The following is a 16,799-nucleotide window of genomic DNA, read 5'->3' as shown; positions in this document are numbered from 1 at the left end:
TTTGTCTGCCTAATTAATAGAATATTTACTAAAACGCAAATCAATCAAAGCTTTAGCCGATTTAACCCCGTGAATAATTTGGAGCTTCTTTAGTGATTTGAACATCATGAGGATGCGATTCCACCAAGCCGGCCGAACTGATGCGGACAAATTGACCATTTTGGCGTAAGTCTTCTACATTGTGGGCACCGCAATAGCCCATTCCTGACCGTAAGCCTCCCACCATTTGATAGACAATGGCGCTAACTGGCCCCTTATAGGAAACCCGGCCCTCGATACCTTCGGGCACCAATTTATTGGCTTCATTCACTTCACCTTGGAAGTAACGGTCGGCCGACCCTTTTTTCATGGCAGCCATACTCCCCATTCCGCGGTATGTCTTGAAGCGTCTGCCTTGATAAATTTCCATTTCACCTGGAGCTTCATCAGTACCCGCTAGCATGGAACCTAGCATCACTGCGTGACCACCAGCTGCCAGGGCTTTCACGATGTCCCCAGAATACTTGATACCTCCATCGGCGATAATGGTTTTACCAAATTCATTAGCTACTTGGGCCGCATCATAAATGGCGGTTAGTTGAGGCATTCCTACCCCAGCGACCACCCGGGTAGTACAAATGGAACCAGGTCCAATCCCTACTTTAACCACGTCCACACCTGCTTCAAAAAGCGCTCTCGTCCCCTCAGCAGTCGCCACATTACCAGCAATAATAGTGAGATGAGGATAGGATTGACGGACTTCTTTAATCTTATTCAAGACACCTTGAGAGTGACCATGAGCCGTATCAATCACAATAGCATCAACCTCTGCTTCAGCTAAAGCTTGAACCCGACGGAAGGTATCAGAAGTCACTCCCACAGCCGCAGCACACAGTAAACGGCCACTGTCATCCTTAGCCGCATCGGGGTAATTTCTTACATTAGCTAAATCCTTAAAAGTAATTAAACCAGACAGATTTCCCGCTTCATCGACTAGGGGTAGCTTTTCAATCCGGTGACTTTGTAAAATTTCTTCAGCTGCTTCTAAACTGGTACCGACAGGAGCAGTCACTAAATTATCCTTAGTCATATAGTCAGAAATTTTTCTCGAGCTATCCGTAACAAAACGTTTATCGCGGTTAGTAATAATTCCCACTAGCTTATGAGAGCTTTGGCTTTCCACAATGGGAACACCAGAAATGTGGTAAAGGCTCATTAATTCTTCCGCTTCTCTAACGGTACTATCAGGATAAAGATAAAAGGGATTAGTAATCACACCACTTTCTGAGCGTTTAACCTTTCTAACCTCACCCGCCTGGTCATCAATGGTCATATTTTTATGGATGACTCCCATACCGCCTGAACGTGCCAAGGCGATGGCCATTTCTGACTCAGTCACAGTATCCATACTTGCCGAGAGTATAGGAACGTTTAAGCGAATATTATCAGCTAATTGAACACTGACATTGACCTGGTCAGGAACAATATCACTCGCTTGGGGTATCAATAATACGTCATCAAATGTTAGTCCTTCTTTAACAAATTTATTTTCCCATTGATTCATGAAGCCAAAACTCCTTTTTTGATATTTTATATTGATCCCTAATATAGCACAAGTAAATGCAAAAATACATACATTTTTAGTAAATTACGATTAAAATATACGCTTTATAAGCAATTTAGCAGATAATAAACCCCCTTTCTACCAAAATACAGTGTTTTTGGTGAAAAGGGGGTCATTAGCGAACTAACTAGCTATAAATGTTCAGCTGATCAAAAACTGACAGGACTTATCGGTAGCCTATTAGGGCTACATTTGCTTTTTGCACACTTATTCGATTCCTATAACAAGGATTCTAATTGTACATCAGGATATTTTTGTTGGAACCAATTTTCAGCAAATTGATTTTCAAAGAGAAAGACAGGTTGGTCGAAGCGGTCTTTGCAGAGCAAGTTACGGCTCGATGACATGGAAGGATCCAATTGATCTTTGGAAATCCAACGAGCGATTTTATTCCCCAGGGGTGTCATTTCCACTTCCGAATTGTATTCATTTAACAAACGGTACTGGAAGACTTCGAACTGGAGTTGCCCTACTGCCCCTAAGATATACTCTTCGGTGTGCCAAGTTTTATAAAGTTGGATAGCCCCTTCTTCAACAAGTTGTTTAATCCCCTTATGGAAGGATTTTTGCTTCATGACATTCTTAGGACTCACCTTCATAAATAATTCTGGAGTAAATTGTGGGAGAGGTTTAAAGTTTACCTTGTGCTTACCTGAATAAATGGAGTCTCCAATTTGAAAGTTTCCGGTATCATACAGACCAATAATATCTCCCGCCACTGCTAAACTAGCATGTTCACGAGTATCGGCCATAAAACGCGTAGTATTATTCAACTTTAACTTCTTATCCGTTCTTGCTACAGTGACATCCATGCCTTCATGAAACTCGCCCGAGCAAATCCGCACAAAGGCAATCCGGTCACGGTGTCGGGGATCCATGTTAGCTTGAATCTTAAAGATAAAGCCGGTTAATTGCTCATCAAGAGGGTCGACTAAGTCCCCTTCCACTGTTTCGACCGCTTGGGGAGCGGGAGCAAAATCGACAAAGGCATCTAAGAAAGTTTGAACGCCAAAACCAGTTAAGGCAGAACCAAAGAAGACTGGCGTTAACTTGCCTGCTTGGATGGCCTCAGAGTCGAAAGGATTTCCAGCCTCATTTAAGAGCTGAGCATTCTCCACGGCTTCCTCATACCAAGGAGAATTTTTCACTTCATAATCCCCTTCAAGTTCACCAGCTTCATTTAAAGGTAAGAAATCATTACCGTCATTAGCTTCTGGGTGAGTCAATTCTAAGCGATTGTTAAAGAGATCGTAGTTGCCTTGGTAGGTCTTTCCCATGCCCATGGGCCAGTTCATGGCATAAGCATCGATGCCTAGGACTTCCTCTAGTTCACTAATCAGTTCCATGGGTTCACGGCCATCACGGTCTAATTTATTCATAAAGGTGAAAATCGGAATGCCCCGATGACTAGCCACTTCAAACAATCTCTTGGTTTGGGCCTCAATCCCCTTACCAGAGTCTACCACCATAACTGCAGCATCCACGGCCATAAGAGTTCGATAGGTATCCTCGGAAAAGTCCTCGTGGCCCGGGGTATCCACAATATTAATTTGATAACCGTCGTAGTCCACTTGCATGACCGAACTAGTCACTGAAATCCCACGCTGTTGTTCAATCTTCATCCAGTCGGACTTGGCAAAGTGACCACTTTTCTTGCCTTTAACCGTCCCCGCCTGGCGAATAGCTCCTGAATATAGGAGTAATTGTTCAGTAATGGTGGTTTTTCCGGCATCAGGGTGGGAAATAATGGCAAAGGTCCTTCTTTTTTTTACTTCTTCTGCTCTATTCATGCATGACATCCTTTTTATAACTTCTTTTTTCTATGGTTCAGTAAAAAACTTGCTTATTTATCATATCATAACCCCATAAAACTAAGAAAGTTTTCTTTTAAAAAAGAGTGCGAGCTGACAACAAAAAAGTGAAAGTCTGGAAGAAGGAGAAGTCAGAAACGAGCGAATACTTGACTCTTATTCTGACTCACTCCAATCATCCAAAAGTCTAAAGGCCTCGTCTCACATCCTCTATGAAGTGGACGTCAGGGCTGACTTTTGGAACACGTTTTATGAGAGTGTGACAGTCACACAAAGGACGAAATCGCTGGAGAAAATTGAGATAAGCTCAGTGAAACTGAGCGTTATCAGTTTTTGAAGCGGACGTTCGTCCTGTGACTGGAACACATTTTGATTAGATAGTTCGTATTAAAAAAGCTGGGAATTTTATCCCAGCTCTTGATAAATCTTATTTTTCTGCTAAATAGCGTGACAAGAAGGACTTGGTCCGTTCATGTTGAGGATGGTTAATCACTTGGTCAGGTTCGCCGTCTTCAACAATGACCCCTTGGTCCATAAAGCAAATCCGCGAAGAAACATCGCGAGCAAAGGCCATTTCATGAGTTACGACAATCATAGTTAGGCCTTCTTTAGCTAATTCAGTCATAGTTCCTAGAACCTCACCGACCATCTCCGGATCTAGAGCTGATGTCGGTTCATCAAAGAGTAAGATTTCCGGGTCCATAGATAGAGCCCGAGCGATAGCTACCCGTTGTTGTTGCCCACCTGATAGTTGATCAGGACGGGCATCACGGTAAGGAGCCATACCTACTTTTTCTAGGTTTTTCAAAGCGGTTTTTTCAGCTTCATTTTTATTTCTTTTCAGAATTTTTTCTTGGCCGATAACACAATTTTCCAGCACATTCATATTCTTAAATAAGTTGAACTGTTGGAAAACCATACCTACCTTGGCTCGATATTTATTCTTATCAAAATTTTTAGCTAGGATAGACTGGTCATGATAGATAATATCACCAGAAGTGGGCTGTTCCAGCAAATTCATACAGCGTAATAAGGTTGACTTCCCTGATCCTGATGAACCAATAATAGAGATAACATCGCCAGGGCTAACCGCAAAGTCAATATCCTTTAAAACCAAATTATCGCCAAATTTCTTCTCTAAGTGAGAAATTGTTAAAATCTCATTTTTCATGAATATTCACCTCACTAGTCGATGATTGATAGACAGTATAAGTATCGCTTCCCGACATCTTCTTTTCCACCAAACGCAATAAGCGGGTCGTGGTAAAGGTCAGTACGAAGTAAATAATCGCTGTGATAAAGAAAGTTTGGAAGGTGAGATAGGTAGTCCCTGCTGCCGATTTAGAAACAAAGAATAGTTCAGTAACAGCAATAACGTTTAAGACTGAGGTGTCCTTGATATTAATCACAAACTCATTACCCAAAGCAGGTAATATACTACGGATAGCTTGGGGTAATACCACGTAGGTCATGGTTTGGAAGTGATTCATACCAATTGCTTTAGCCGCTTCTGATTGGCCATCATCGACACCGATAATCCCACCCCGGATAACTTCAGCGAGGTAAGCACCGGTATTCACTGAAACAATAAGCAAGGCGGCAAACATGGAACTCATATCAATCCCTAGGAATAATTTTGATCCATAGAAAATCATCATGGCTTGGACCATCATTGGGGTTCCCCGGAAGACTTCAATATAAGCCGTAATCAAGAATTCAACAACCTTGTATAAAATAGATACAATACCGCTACTTTCACCAATTGGCATCGACCGATAAATGGCAATCAATAAACCAATTAAAAAGCCGACAATGGTAGATATTAGGGCAATATACATGGTGGTCGCAGCACCTTTAAGCAATTGGCCCTTGTATGTGGACCAGATGCTGGCCACTTCACCCCAAAAGCCAATATCTTCGCCGCGATTATTTAAATCAACCATTTCTTGCATCAGGTTTTCCCGATCTTTATCTGGAATGGTCGCTAAGGCTTGGTTAATCGGTTCCATTAAGGGCGAATCCTTGCGGAGCCCAACGGATGACCAGTTAGCAATATCCCCCGTATCAAAGCCTTTCCCTTCTTCAAAGGAAACAATCTTTAAATCTGGATTAGCAGCGACAGCAGAGAGGGCACCAGGCCGGTCTGAAATATAGGCATCAATCTTATTACTTAGCAAGGAAGAGATCATAGTTGGGAAAGAATCCATTGGGGTCTGTTTGTCAATTCCTTGCATTTGATCGAGTAAATCAACGTGGAAGGTATTTAATTGTGCGGTTACCTTGGCCCCATCAAAGTCATTAATGGATTGGGCATTGGCATAAGGGCCATCCTTTAGGGTCACTACAACCATGTCTGAGCCGTAATATTCATCGGTAAAATCGATTTGTTTTTCCCGTTCAGGTGTTGGTGACATCCCCGCTACAATAGCATCAATTTTTGCTGATTGTAAGGCAGGTGGCAAACCGTCCCATTCCATCTTTACGATTTCTAGCTTTAGCCCTAGAGCATCAGCAATTTGCTTGGCTATTTGCACATCGTAACCATTAGCATATTCTCCGCTAGCGTTACTAATTTCGATGGCGCCATTAGCGTCTGTCGTCTGACTCCAATTATAGGGAGCATAATTTGCTTCCATCCCTACTCTTAATACACCAGGTGTCTCTAATCCCTGATTAAGAGCTTCTTGATCAACCTCAATTCTTGGCTGATTTTCAGCAGCATCTACCCTTAGTGGACTAGCTAAACCAGCCAAAAGGGATAAGGTTAACAAGAGAAAAGAAAGCGCTGCTCCAAATCTCTTTGACATATATCTTCGCTCCAATCTTCTATTTGAGTGGTTCTAAAATAAGAAATAAAAGTTATATTCACAAAGTTCTCTACTCCCTTATTGATAGAACATTTCTCTATTATAGACCAAAGGAAGTCCATAGTTCAAGAATAGCAAAAAATATCCAAATAAAAAGCCCTGCTAGGTCTAACTAGACCAAAAGCAGGGACTTCATCACTATTACCCGTTCATGTCTTTAATTTTGATCATCCGGGTCTTAGTCGACCGCTCATTCTCCTCTAATTTACTTTGAATATAAGCGATCGTTTCCTTGGTATCAGGAATAACCCGATATTCCAAGGCATTCACCCGTCGTCTGGTTGATTCAATATCATCAGCCATTAACTGACAGGTCTTTTCAATTTCACTGAGTTCTAATAACTTAGGCATGACTTGATTTAAGGTTGCAATCGCGTCATCTAACTCACTAGCAGTATTTAAGAAACTATAAGTGTTACGGTCCTTACCTTCTTGGTATTCATCTGAATAGTGAAAATTCATCTTAGGAACATCGACACTCATAATATTTTCATGACGAATTTCAAGTTCCACACTCTGACTAGGTATGGCCACTAATTCATCAATGTAAGCCTCGTTAACCAGGGCAGATGCAAGCACAAAATTTTCCAGAGCTAATGATAGGTCCGCCTCGACCTCTTGACGAAGCTCATTATTTTTTCGAATGAGGTCAATAAACTGACGCATTAGCTCATCTTGCTTATCTTTTAACAATTTATGGCCGCGAGTTGCTATGGAAAGATTGCCTTGGAGTTTTTGCAATTCCATCCGAGTAGGCTTAACATTTAAAGCATTTGCCATAAAATATCACCCCTTCTTCACTAGGCCTCTTCATGACTTTCTTGATCAGCTTGCTTATTGTCTGATTCTTGGTCTTCCGCTCCCTGATCAGATTTCGGATAGTATTTTTCAATATACTTATCATTAATCCGGGTTAGTTCTGATTTCGGTAGGATGGTTAATAATTGCCAAGCCAGGTCTAAGGTTTCATAGATCGTTCGGTTGGTATCGAAACCTTGGTTGACATATTCTTTTTCAAAACGCTCAGCAAATTTTAAGTAAAGTTTATCCGTATCAGAAAGAGCTGATTCACCTAAGACAACCGCTAATTCACGCGCTTCTTTCCCCTTGGCATAGGCTGCAAAGAGTTGGTTCATGGTATCGGCATGGTCTTCGCGGGTCTTCCCTTCACCGGTCCCATCATCTTTTAGCCGTGACAAGGAAGGTAAAACATCAATCGGAGGAGTAATCCCTTGGTGGTTCAATTCCTTATCCAAAATAATTTGTCCTTCAGTAATATAACCGGTTAAGTCAGGAATTGGGTGGGTAATATCATCTTCAGGCATGGTTAAAATTGGGATTTGAGTCACTGAACCCTTAGCGTCCTTAATCCGACCGGCACGTTCATAGATTCCGGCCAAGTCGGTATAGAGGTAACCAGGATAGCCGCGCCGCCCCGGCACTTCCCGCCGAGCAGCAGACACTTCCCGCAAGGCTTCACAATAGTTAGTCATGTCCGTCATGATCACTAAGACGTGCATGTCCTTCTCATATGCCAGGTATTCAGCTGCCGTCAAGGCCACCTTAGGGGTAGCTAAACGTTCAATGGAAGGGTCATCGGCCAAGTTGATAAACATCACTGACCGATCAATGGCCCCAGTTTCTTTAAAACTATCAATGAAGAATTGGGCATCCTCGAAGGTAACCCCCATAGCTGCAAAAACAACCGCAAAGTTTTCATCATCGTTTAAAACAGTCGCTTGGCGGGCAATTTGGGCAGCCAATTCCTTATGGGGTAGACCTGATCCAGAGAAAATAGGTAATTTTTGTCCCCGAACTAAGGAGTTCATATGGTCAATAGTTGAAATCCCGGTTTGGATAAATTCATCCGGGTATTCTCGGGCCATGGGGTTGATCACCTGACCATTAACATCACGGGATTGCTCTGGAATCGGTGTTGGGCCACCATCAACCACATTTCCTAAGCCATCAAAGGTTCGACCAATAATGTCCTCTGACACTCCGAATTCCAAAGGATGGCCTTGGAAACGCACCCGGGAGTCACGGATATTAATCCCTGAGCCACCACCATAAATTTGGACAATGGCCTTGTCTTCTTGAACTTCAAGAACTTCACCAATACGAGACTCGCCGTTTTGCATCTTAATTTCAACAAGTTCGTTATAGCCAACACCTGATACATCATCGACAACCATTAACGGGCCCGAAATATCAACAATGGATTTATATTCTCTTTGCACTATTTCACGCCTCCTTTTTGAACAACTTCCTGCATAGTCGGTTTGATTGAATTGTTTAAGTCATCCAACTTGGAAATTTCAGCTTCTGGAACATATTTCATCCGGGCGATTTGCTCACGAATGGTTGAAGTTCCTTCCACAATCTCATCATAATAAGCCCCTAATTCCATGGCTTTACGCGCTTCACTGTTGAAAGCTAGAATATTCCTTAACATTTTAAACTGTTTTTCTGAGGAAGTCTTGGTGTCCACTTCATCATAAGAGTTTTGTTGTAAATAATCTTCTCTCAACATACGAGCGATAACCAGAGTCAGGCGGTCTTCTTGAGACAGGGCATCCACACCAACTAAGCGGACAATTTCTTGGAGGCTATCCTCTTCTTGTAGAATCGACATAGACTTAGTGACCATACCCGTCCAATCAACATCGAGTTCTTTTGAAATTCCCTCAGTCACTTCTTTTTGGTAGAGAGAATAAGAATCCAGCCAGTTAACCGCTGGGAAGTGTCTTTGTTGGGAGAGATTGGCATCCAAGCCCCAATAAACCTTAATCACCCGCATGGTATTTTGAGTAACTGGTTCTGAGGTATCTCCCCCTGGAGGTGAAACCGCACCCACTGCGGTAACCGCCCCACGGCGTTCATCAGAGCCCAGAGTCTCAACCATTCCGGCACGTTCATAGTATTCAGCCAAACGACTACCCAAATAAGCTGGATAACCTTCGTCCCCTGGCATTTCTTCCAAACGACCTGACATTTCCCGCAAGGCTTCAGCCCAACGAGAAGTCGAGTCAGCCATGATAGCGACAGAATATCCCATGTCACGGAAATATTCAGCAATGGTTATCCCTGTATAGATAGAGGCTTCCCGGGCTGCCACTGGCATGTTAGAGGTATTCGCAATCAAGACGGTCCGTTCCATGATCGATTCCCCTGTTTTAGGGTCAATCAATTTAGGAAATTCGTCAATAACCTCGGTCATCTCGTTACCACGTTCACCACAACCAACGTAAACCACAATATCAGCGTCAGCGTACTTGGCAATTTGGTGTTGCAAGACGGTTTTTCCAGCTCCGAAAGGCCCAGGGATGGCTGCTGCCCCGCCCTTAGTGATTGGGAAGAAGGTATCAATTACCCGTTGCCCTGTCGTCATAATTTCATGCGGTAAGAATTTTTGCTTAAAGGGTCTTCCGACACGTACAGGCCAACGTTGAGACATTCCGAAGGATTTTACTTGGTCACTGTCTTTTAAGCGAATCGAATAGACATCGTCATCGAGGGTGTAGTCGCCCGATTCAATACTTTCAATGGTCCCACTCACCCCGTTGGGAACGAGGATGCGGTGTTCAATCACCGATCCTTCTTGAACGGTACCTACAACATCACCACTAACAACCTCATCACCTACTGATTTAGTGGCTTGGAAAGTCCACACCGCTTGGTGGTCTAGGGAGTCGACTTCTGATCCTCTAACCAGGTAATTCGACTCAGTGACTTGCATAAATTCATCTAAGGGACGTTGGATCCCATCAAACATTTTGGTTAACAATCCAGGCCCCAACTCTACGGAGAGTGGAGATCCCGTTGGGTGAACGGGTTCACCTGGTTTAATTCCTGAGGTTTCTTCATAAACCTGAATATAAGCCACGTCTTGGTGCATTTCAATAATTTCACCGATTAAGTTTAAATTTCCTACCCGGCAAACTTCTTGAACAGCTGCATCGTCCATATCTTTGGCTTTTACTAAAGGACCAGAAACTTCAATAATTTTTCCTGATTTCAACTAGTTTCCTCCTTCATCCTATAAAATATTTTGTCCAACAGCTTTTTCGACATTATCATTCACACGTTTCTTACCAATTCCCAAGCTGCCATTATTTGTTGGAATAAGAATAATTGCTGGAGTGACTTGGGAATCGTAAAAAGAAATGGTTTCTGGGATTTCTTTGGCAAGGGTTTCTGTCAAATAAATAATCCCATAATTGTTTTCAGCTAAATGATGAATGGTGCGGCGAGCTTCATCGCCACTAACCACAGGATAAGCGTCAAAACCAATGAGTTGAAAAGCAGTGACAACTTGTTTTTCACCAACTACTCCTATTTTACTCGTCATATATCGGCCGCATCCTTTCTTTTAGCTTATTTTCATCAATTTGGTTACTCTTACCAACGAGTATCAAGCGCAAATTGGTCACTTCGTTATTTAAAAAGTAGAGATACGCCAAGACTGGTAGGGGACCAAAGGCTTGTAAACGCGCCTCACGCAAGTGGTCACTAATGACGCCTTCAATAGCCGCATCTAAACCATCTAGGGAAATTCTATCTTGATTGGATAGTTCACTTTCCGTTTCCGATAAGACTTGGCTAAAATGTTCCCCATAATCCTTCACTTCATAGGCCTTAAAAATACTGGAATAATCCTTATTCTCAGCCCATTCTAAGAGAGAAGAGAGCGGAATAGAGCCGTGTTCATTGAGTAATGAACGAATGAAGGAACTCGACCGCTTCTGTTGCATGGCACGTAGTAAAAGAGATAAATTCTCTAAATCAATCCGTAAAGCCACCCATTCAGTCACTTGATCATCATCAATGGCTAAAGCCAAATAGTGAATGTGGGACAAATAGGCGTCATCGAGCATTACCGAAATGTCATTAATTTGTTCGGTGTCCTCAACATAGTCCCTCACCGTATTAATGGTTTCAAGCATGCGCTGATCAATGACCGATGACTTGCCAGTTTTTATCGCCTGCCGCAGACTATCGATCTGATAGGGACCAGCTGGCAAATACATATGATGAAAGTCTTGGTCACTAAATAACTCTTTAAAAATAACCTTGGCGTTATGATAGCTATACCGCAGACCTAAAAGATCGACTACCTTTTGGTCAGGAATGTTTTGATAAACTTCCTGCATAGCCTGCATGAGCCGGTCGATTAAGAAACCATCAAAATCACGACTTGATAGAATGTCATCAGGAATCCGATAAGCACTATGCTGTAATTGAGCGATAGCGTCTTCCAAGTTTTTGGCGCTTAGTAAGGCTTGATAGTCGCTCTTATCCAAGAATTCTTCTTCATGGATACGTACAGTGACATTTAAACTCGCATAACTTGTTTTAGTCACAGCTATCTTCTCCCTTCTAATCATTCAATTGTTTAGCAACGTAGACAGATAGATGATCTTCTTGTTCACGAATCAATTGGTCAAAAGTCAGATCATAGTTCATGGTTTCTTGTTCGATAACTACCCCACCATGTCCTTTAAGCAAGTCTTGGCTAAAGCCAATGTGGGGATATTTTTCTTGCAGGCTTAGCTTAGCTTCTTGGTCTAATTGATTTTGACTCAGTTCTCCAATAACAATTTGGGTATTTTCCGCTTGTGGAATTGCTGAAAGCGCCTGGTCCAGCATGCTGACAAAGTCCGCTTGACTGAGTTGGCTTAAGGCCAGCTGAGCTTCTTTAAAAGCCTGCTGAATTAATTCTTGCTTCTTAGCTAAGAGGTCTTGATTTAATTGATTACTATAACTTTGCTTTTGTCTTTCTAGATTATCATGATAGTCACGTTCAGCTTTTTCTTTTTGCTTTTGCCATTTGGCCTGGCTTTTCTCCTTGGCATCACTTATGTCTTTTTCTAATGTTGCTTTGGCATGATCCAGCTTGGCTTCATTTTCTGAACGGACTTCTTTATACACTTCTTCAGTTAGTTGCTTAATTGTAGCCATATCCGTCCTCCTTTATCATGCTTAGCTAATTGAAAAGACCATCATTACTGAAATAACCAAGGCTAAAATAGCATAGGTTTCAACCATGATCGCTAGGATGATCCCGTTAACATTGTTTTCAGGGCGTTTTGCCAGAATTTGTAGGGAAGAAGTTGCCACTTGACCTTGATATTTAGCAGACACTAAACCGACAAAGGCTACTGGTAGGCTAGCTAAGAAATATTGGAAGCCTTGACTTAAACTCATTCCTGCGCTGGCTTGAATGAAGATCAAAATCCCCACCACGAAGCCATATAAACCTTGGGTACCTGGCAGTAATTGTAAGATTAAGGCTTGCACAAATTTTTCGGGTTGGTCTTTAATTAAAGCTGCAGCTGCTTCCCCTGTTTCACCAACACCACGGGCAGAACCCATACCTGCTAAAATAACCGCTAAGGCTGCACCTAAATAGGTAAATAAAATTCCGCCGTTTTCAGTTAAAAATCCTAACCAATTTTCCATTAATGTATACCTCCATTATTTATTTTCTACATTTTCATTAACGTCCGATAAATGAATATACTTTTGTAAGGTGTCAATCGGCTTAAAGCGACGTCCCCCACCTTCAACAAACTTACCAAAGAATTCCACGAAAGTAAGTCTTAGTCCGTGCACATAAGCACTTAAGAGTGAAAGGAACATGTTAAAGCCGTGCAGGGCAATAATCAATACGATCCCCACTGTAAAACGAAGTGGAACGGGTAACAAGCCTACAATCATATTGAAGGCCATGGCGATACTCCCCCCAGATAGCCCTAAGGCCATCAGTCTTGAGTAGGAAACAAAGTCACCTAAATAAGAACTCACGCCATATAAGTTATATAACCCACTGGCAAAACCAACAATTTTCTTATCAGCATAAACCATGGGAACAATAATCATACCGATAGCTGCTATAATCGCAATCACACCCGCTACCGTCATCAACATGGGGTAATTGAAAACATAACCAGCAATGACTAAAGCTAAACTCAAGAACATCAGTAGCCAGCCACCGCTTTCGCTATACATTTCCTGGAAGTCGCCACGGCGCCATTCCGTCACTGCCTTAATAATTAAAGCGACCATCATGTGAACAAAACCAAAAGCAATCGAAATAATCAATAATTGCATGGCTTGGTTCAAGGGGTCAATTAATTTAAAAGGTAGTGAAGCCCCAAAGAATGATCCGTAAGCAAGCCCCACCAACATAGTCGTATAACTTAGTAAATGGCCCATTTTCATGGTACTACGCATGGAGTCTTTCATATCCACAAACCTTAGAGCCAGGAAGGTAACAATCCACATCACTAAGCCATAACCTAAATCTCCCATCATCATACCGAAAAACAGCATATAGAATGGGGTGAGATAGGGCGTCGGGTCCGTCTCACGATAATTAGGTGTAGCATACATTAAAGTGATGGCTTCAAAAGGTTCCACTAAGGCATTATTCTCTAACTTAATCGGAACTTGGTCATCGTCAATTTCTTTTTGACTAATTTCCTCTTTAATCAGCGCATATTGATTGTCATCCAAATCAAGAGCAAGTTGCTGCTCCAATTTTTCCAAGTCATGAACACTCACCCAACCCTTAATATAGGTGAGATAGTTGGTATCATGCGCTAAATCTTCAACCAAAGCCCGCTGACTACGATTATAGAAGGTCTCCGAAGCAAGCTGTAAATTAAAGATCTGCGCTTCCAAGCTCCTAAAGTTTTCCACTAACTCTTGTTCAGTGCTATTAAGCCATAAGCGGTGGTCTTCTAAGGCATCATACACTTTGTCGGGGGCTTCATGGTAAGGGTAGTCCCACAGCTCAAAGTGACTATTATTTAGAAGTTCACTATAGGAATTGTCGTCCCTTTCATCTTGAAGCAGGACCACTCCAATATGTTCTTGGGTAGAAAAAACTTCCTCAATCGCTAAGCCATCAGCTGCTTTAATCTTATTAAAATAGGACCGATCCTCATCATTAGGCAAGTAACCTAAAGAAGCTTTAAAGTGTTTGCTTGCCAATAAGTCGCTAGGATTTATTGACAAAGACCGCCAGTTACTAATGGTATTTTGAGCTTGTTCAACTTTTTTCCTTTGATCAATGAGCTCTTGGCGGTCCTTAGATAATTGTTCAACCTCTCGAATAAGGGATTGAGCTTGATCAACGTCAACTGCTTTAATTAATTCACTCATGGTATATGTGGGACGCTTGGTCGTCAATCGACTTAAAAGGGGTTGAATGGTTAGGTAGCGTGACAAGGTCGTTAAAGCTTGCTCAGAACGCCGATACCAACTTTGATAATAGTCATATTGGCGGTTGTTTTTCTTGGCAAGTTCTTGACTTGAGAGCTCCTGGTCTTCACTACTTAAGTCACTAATTTCCACATTTTGTACACCTTGCAGGGATTGAATTAATTGTTCTTTATCTGTAGGCTTGGTGATCAATGAAATTTTTTGCATTTTAGCAATTGACATATACCTTTTTCACCTCCTCTACAATATAGTCAACAATACTTGCTTCTTGGGCTTGATAATCCTCAACCAGCTTAGCGATTTTTTTCTGATTCTTCTCATCACCTTGGCGCTTATAGCTTTCCAGCGCTTCTTGATTAGAACTAGCTAAAGATTCGACATATTGGCGATATTCCGCTTTTGCTTCTTGCTCAAATTGCTCAATTTGGCTGTCTTTTTCGTCTTTTAGCTCTTGAATTTTTGCTTGGGTTGCTTCACTTAATTGATTGGCTTCCTCATCAACAGCTAAGACTTGCGCCAATGTCTGATTTTCCATACTTTCACCCCCCTCACATACCTAGCCTATCTAGCAAAATCTTTGAAAAAAGGGAAGTTCGACGTGACCAAACTTCCCACAACTATTTTTTATATATTTTTGACCAAGACAGACTTTGGCGTATATAACTAATGGACTACAATAAAAAGATACCACATTTGTTAACAAAGGGTCAATCGATACCCTTTATGTATACATTATAAGCTCCTTTTTATGGAACAGCAATAAAAAGATAAGGATTCTTTTCAGACTGAACGATTTTACCTATAATAAAATCATTACAAATAAAGGAGCCCTTCACCATGACCACTATTCATATGAGTCAAGCACTCAATTCTAAGCTATACCATGACGCTCTTACCATTAGAAAGCAAGTCTTTATTGAGGAGCAAGGTGTCGACCCCAAAATTGAAATTGATGACTTTGAATCACTTTGCTTCCATTTCTGCCTCTATCAAAATAACCAAGCGCTTGCGACTTGTCGACTCTATCCTTTGAACCAGGAAGAAATAAAAATACAACGGGTTGCTGTCACTAAAAACGCCCGCCATTTAGGCTACGGGCAAGCTTTAATGGAAGCCTGCCTAAAATTTGCTAAAGACCGTCATTACTCAAACTGCATCCTTGATGCCCAAGAAATAGCCATTCCCTTCTATTTAAAACTCGGTTTTAAAATTGAAAGCGACATCTTTTTAGAAGCAGGGATTAAGCACCGTAAAATGGCTTATACCTTAAGATAAAAAATTATTTTTCTTTATCAATACGTTCAATAACAAAGGGCGTTTCTTGGTAAACATAATAGTTTAACCAATTGGTAAATAACATATTTGAGGTTGACCGCCATCTCAATAAAGGTTTTTTATTGGGATTATCCTCGGGATAATAATTCAATGGCACCTTGATTTCTATCCCTTCATTGATATCTCGCTTATATTCCCGGTCTAGCGTATCAGCGTCATATTCCACATGGCCAAAGATAAAGACAAAACGTTGGTCCTTGCTATGGACAGCGGTTATTCCCGTTTCTGGTGAGGAAATAAGCACTTCCAGATCGGGATTGGCCTCGATATCCTCCCTACGAACTTCAGTATAGCGGGAATGAGGAATATAGAAGACATCATCTAAGCCCCGTAGTAAGGAAATTTCCGGATGGTCCATGTATTGGGGATAAACGCCAAAAAGCTTATGGTCCAAGGAATATTTCTTGATGCCAAAGTGATGGTATAGACCGGCCTGGGCTCCCCAACAAATATGGAGGGTAGAGAAGACATGGTTAGAGCTCCACTCCATAATTTCAACCAATTCATCCCAATAATTAACTTCTTCAAAATCCAATTGCTCTACTGGCGCACCGGTGATAATCATGCCGTCAAAGTAACGATCTTTAATATCGGCAAAGGTCCGATAAAAAGTATCCAGGTGTTTAGCTGAGGTATTTTTTGCCTTATGGGACTGCATGTGAATGAAGGTGACATTAACCTGTAGGGCAGAATTACTTAACAGCCGCAACAATTGCTCTTCAGTGGCCTCTTTGGTCGGCATTAAATTGACAATAATGACTTCCAGCGAACGAAAGTCTTGCATGGCTGCGCGACGCTCATCCATGACAAAGATATTCTCACTAGCCAATTTCTTTAAAGCAGGTAAATTTTCTTGTACTTTTATGGGCATGATCCCCATTCCTCCATTCCATAAAAAAAGTCCCTACAGCATGAATACTCATACTATAAGGACGCTTCACCGTGTTACCACCC

The 16,799-nt window shown here is 41.8% G+C and carries 15 protein-coding genes and 1 other annotated feature (1 of these 16 only partly in view); of the genes, 1 reads left to right on the top strand and 14 read right to left on the bottom strand.

Annotation, left to right across the window (positions count from 1 at the left end):
• Positions 1 to 61 precede the first annotated feature (61 nt).
• From guaB to CJ190_RS02815, 13 genes are all read right to left on the bottom strand, one after another.
• Positions 62 to 1,543 (bottom strand): IMP dehydrogenase, encoded by a 1,482-nt coding sequence (guaB, locus tag CJ190_RS02875; RefSeq protein WP_064292287.1) that lies wholly within the window; start codon positions 1,541 to 1,543, stop codon positions 62 to 64.
• A gap of 278 nt (positions 1,544 to 1,821) precedes the next feature.
• Positions 1,822 to 3,393, bottom strand: coding sequence for a peptide chain release factor 3 (locus CJ190_RS02870; RefSeq protein WP_101562034.1), 1,572 nt, complete (start codon positions 3,391 to 3,393; stop codon positions 1,822 to 1,824).
• Between the two features lie 448 nt (positions 3,394 to 3,841).
• Positions 3,842 to 4,585, bottom strand: a complete 744-nt coding sequence (locus CJ190_RS02865; protein ID WP_064292285.1) for an amino acid ABC transporter ATP-binding protein — start codon at positions 4,583 to 4,585, stop codon at positions 3,842 to 3,844.
• Positions 4,575 to 6,221, bottom strand: coding sequence for an ABC transporter permease subunit (locus CJ190_RS02860; RefSeq protein ID WP_101562033.1), 1,647 nt, complete (start codon positions 6,219 to 6,221; stop codon positions 4,575 to 4,577). The genes CJ190_RS02865 and CJ190_RS02860 overlap by 11 nt, the downstream gene beginning before the upstream one ends.
• 201 nt (positions 6,222 to 6,422) lie before the next feature.
• On the bottom strand, positions 6,423 to 7,061 hold the full coding sequence (locus CJ190_RS02855) for a V-type ATP synthase subunit D (RefSeq protein ID WP_013669305.1): 639 nt from the start codon (positions 7,059 to 7,061) through the stop codon (positions 6,423 to 6,425).
• Positions 7,062 to 7,081: 20 nt separating this feature from the next.
• A complete protein-coding gene (locus CJ190_RS02850; protein WP_064292283.1) occupies positions 7,082 to 8,521 on the bottom strand; it encodes a V-type ATP synthase subunit B in 1,440 nt (479 codons plus the stop codon).
• A complete protein-coding gene (locus tag CJ190_RS02845; protein ID WP_064292282.1) occupies positions 8,521 to 10,302 on the bottom strand; it encodes a V-type ATP synthase subunit A in 1,782 nt (593 codons plus the stop codon). Before CJ190_RS02845 ends, CJ190_RS02850 begins: the two co-directional genes overlap by 1 nt.
• 18 nt (positions 10,303 to 10,320) lie before the next feature.
• Positions 10,321 to 10,632 carry a V-type ATP synthase subunit F gene (locus tag CJ190_RS02840; RefSeq protein WP_060777970.1) on the bottom strand — a complete coding sequence of 104 codons (312 nt, stop codon included), beginning with the start codon at positions 10,630 to 10,632 and terminating at the stop codon, positions 10,321 to 10,323.
• Positions 10,622 to 11,644: a V-type ATPase subunit gene (locus CJ190_RS02835; protein ID WP_064292281.1), complete on the bottom strand. Its 1,023-nt coding sequence runs from the start codon at positions 11,642 to 11,644 to the stop codon at positions 10,622 to 10,624. The genes CJ190_RS02840 and CJ190_RS02835 overlap by 11 nt, the downstream gene beginning before the upstream one ends.
• A gap of 16 nt (positions 11,645 to 11,660) precedes the next feature.
• On the bottom strand, positions 11,661 to 12,242 hold the full coding sequence (locus tag CJ190_RS02830) for a V-type ATP synthase subunit E (RefSeq protein ID WP_064292280.1): 582 nt from the start codon (positions 12,240 to 12,242) through the stop codon (positions 11,661 to 11,663).
• Between the two features lie 21 nt (positions 12,243 to 12,263).
• The gene (locus CJ190_RS02825) at positions 12,264 to 12,743 is read right to left on the bottom strand and encodes a V-type ATP synthase subunit K (RefSeq protein WP_013668531.1); all 480 of its coding nucleotides are present in this window, start codon (positions 12,741 to 12,743) and stop codon (positions 12,264 to 12,266) included.
• A gap of 15 nt (positions 12,744 to 12,758) precedes the next feature.
• Positions 12,759 to 14,732 (bottom strand): V-type ATP synthase subunit I, encoded by a 1,974-nt coding sequence (locus tag CJ190_RS02820; protein WP_064292279.1) that lies wholly within the window; start codon positions 14,730 to 14,732, stop codon positions 12,759 to 12,761.
• Positions 14,719 to 15,045, bottom strand: coding sequence for a DUF3450 domain-containing protein (locus CJ190_RS02815; RefSeq protein WP_064292278.1), 327 nt, complete (start codon positions 15,043 to 15,045; stop codon positions 14,719 to 14,721). Before CJ190_RS02815 ends, CJ190_RS02820 begins: the two co-directional genes overlap by 14 nt.
• A gap of 302 nt (positions 15,046 to 15,347) precedes the next feature.
• Between CJ190_RS02815 and CJ190_RS02810 the strand changes: the two genes are divergently transcribed.
• On the top strand, positions 15,348 to 15,785 hold the full coding sequence (locus tag CJ190_RS02810; RefSeq protein ID WP_064292277.1) for a GNAT family N-acetyltransferase: 438 nt from the start codon (positions 15,348 to 15,350) through the stop codon (positions 15,783 to 15,785).
• A 4-nt stretch (positions 15,786 to 15,789) separates the two neighbouring features.
• On the opposite strand, the gene metA is transcribed toward CJ190_RS02810, so the two are convergent.
• Positions 15,790 to 16,716, bottom strand: a complete 927-nt coding sequence (gene metA, locus CJ190_RS02805; RefSeq protein WP_064292276.1) for a homoserine O-acetyltransferase MetA — start codon at positions 16,714 to 16,716, stop codon at positions 15,790 to 15,792.
• 54 nt (positions 16,717 to 16,770) lie between these two features.
• Positions 16,771 to 16,799: a binding site (T-box leader), on the bottom strand (it continues 199 nt past the right edge of the window).

The sequence above is a fragment of the Aerococcus loyolae genome (assembly GCF_002871915.2).
Classification (GTDB): Bacteria; Bacillota; Bacilli; order Lactobacillales; family Aerococcaceae; genus Aerococcus; species Aerococcus loyolae.
Note: the sequence above shows the minus strand (reverse complement) of the source record. Positions and strands in the feature narration are given on the sequence as shown.

Excerpts from the sequence above, each read along its gene's own strand:
- CJ190_RS02810 (WP_064292277.1), top strand. The coding sequence starts at position 15,348 with ATGACCACTATTCATATGAGTCAAGCACTCAATTCTAAGCTATACCAT.
- CJ190_RS02825 (WP_013668531.1), bottom strand. The coding sequence starts at position 12,743 with ATGGAAAATTGGTTAGGATTTTTAACTGAAAACGGCGGAATTTTATTT.
- CJ190_RS02820 (WP_064292279.1), bottom strand. The coding sequence starts at position 14,732 with ATGTCAATTGCTAAAATGCAAAAAATTTCATTGATCACCAAGCCTACA.
- guaB (WP_064292287.1), bottom strand. The coding sequence starts at position 1,543 with ATGAATCAATGGGAAAATAAATTTGTTAAAGAAGGACTAACATTTGAT.
- CJ190_RS02840 (WP_060777970.1), bottom strand. The coding sequence starts at position 10,632 with ATGACGAGTAAAATAGGAGTAGTTGGTGAAAAACAAGTTGTCACTGCT.
- CJ190_RS02855 (WP_013669305.1), bottom strand. The coding sequence starts at position 7,061 with ATGGCAAATGCTTTAAATGTTAAGCCTACTCGGATGGAATTGCAAAAA.
- CJ190_RS02860 (WP_101562033.1), bottom strand. The coding sequence starts at position 6,221 with ATGTCAAAGAGATTTGGAGCAGCGCTTTCTTTTCTCTTGTTAACCTTA.
- metA (WP_064292276.1), bottom strand. The coding sequence starts at position 16,716 with ATGCCCATAAAAGTACAAGAAAATTTACCTGCTTTAAAGAAATTGGCT.
- CJ190_RS02870 (WP_101562034.1), bottom strand. The coding sequence starts at position 3,393 with ATGAATAGAGCAGAAGAAGTAAAAAAAAGAAGGACCTTTGCCATTATT.
- CJ190_RS02830 (WP_064292280.1), bottom strand. The coding sequence starts at position 12,242 with ATGGCTACAATTAAGCAACTAACTGAAGAAGTGTATAAAGAAGTCCGT.
- CJ190_RS02865 (WP_064292285.1), bottom strand. The coding sequence starts at position 4,585 with ATGAAAAATGAGATTTTAACAATTTCTCACTTAGAGAAGAAATTTGGC.
- CJ190_RS02815 (WP_064292278.1), bottom strand. The coding sequence starts at position 15,045 with ATGGAAAATCAGACATTGGCGCAAGTCTTAGCTGTTGATGAGGAAGCC.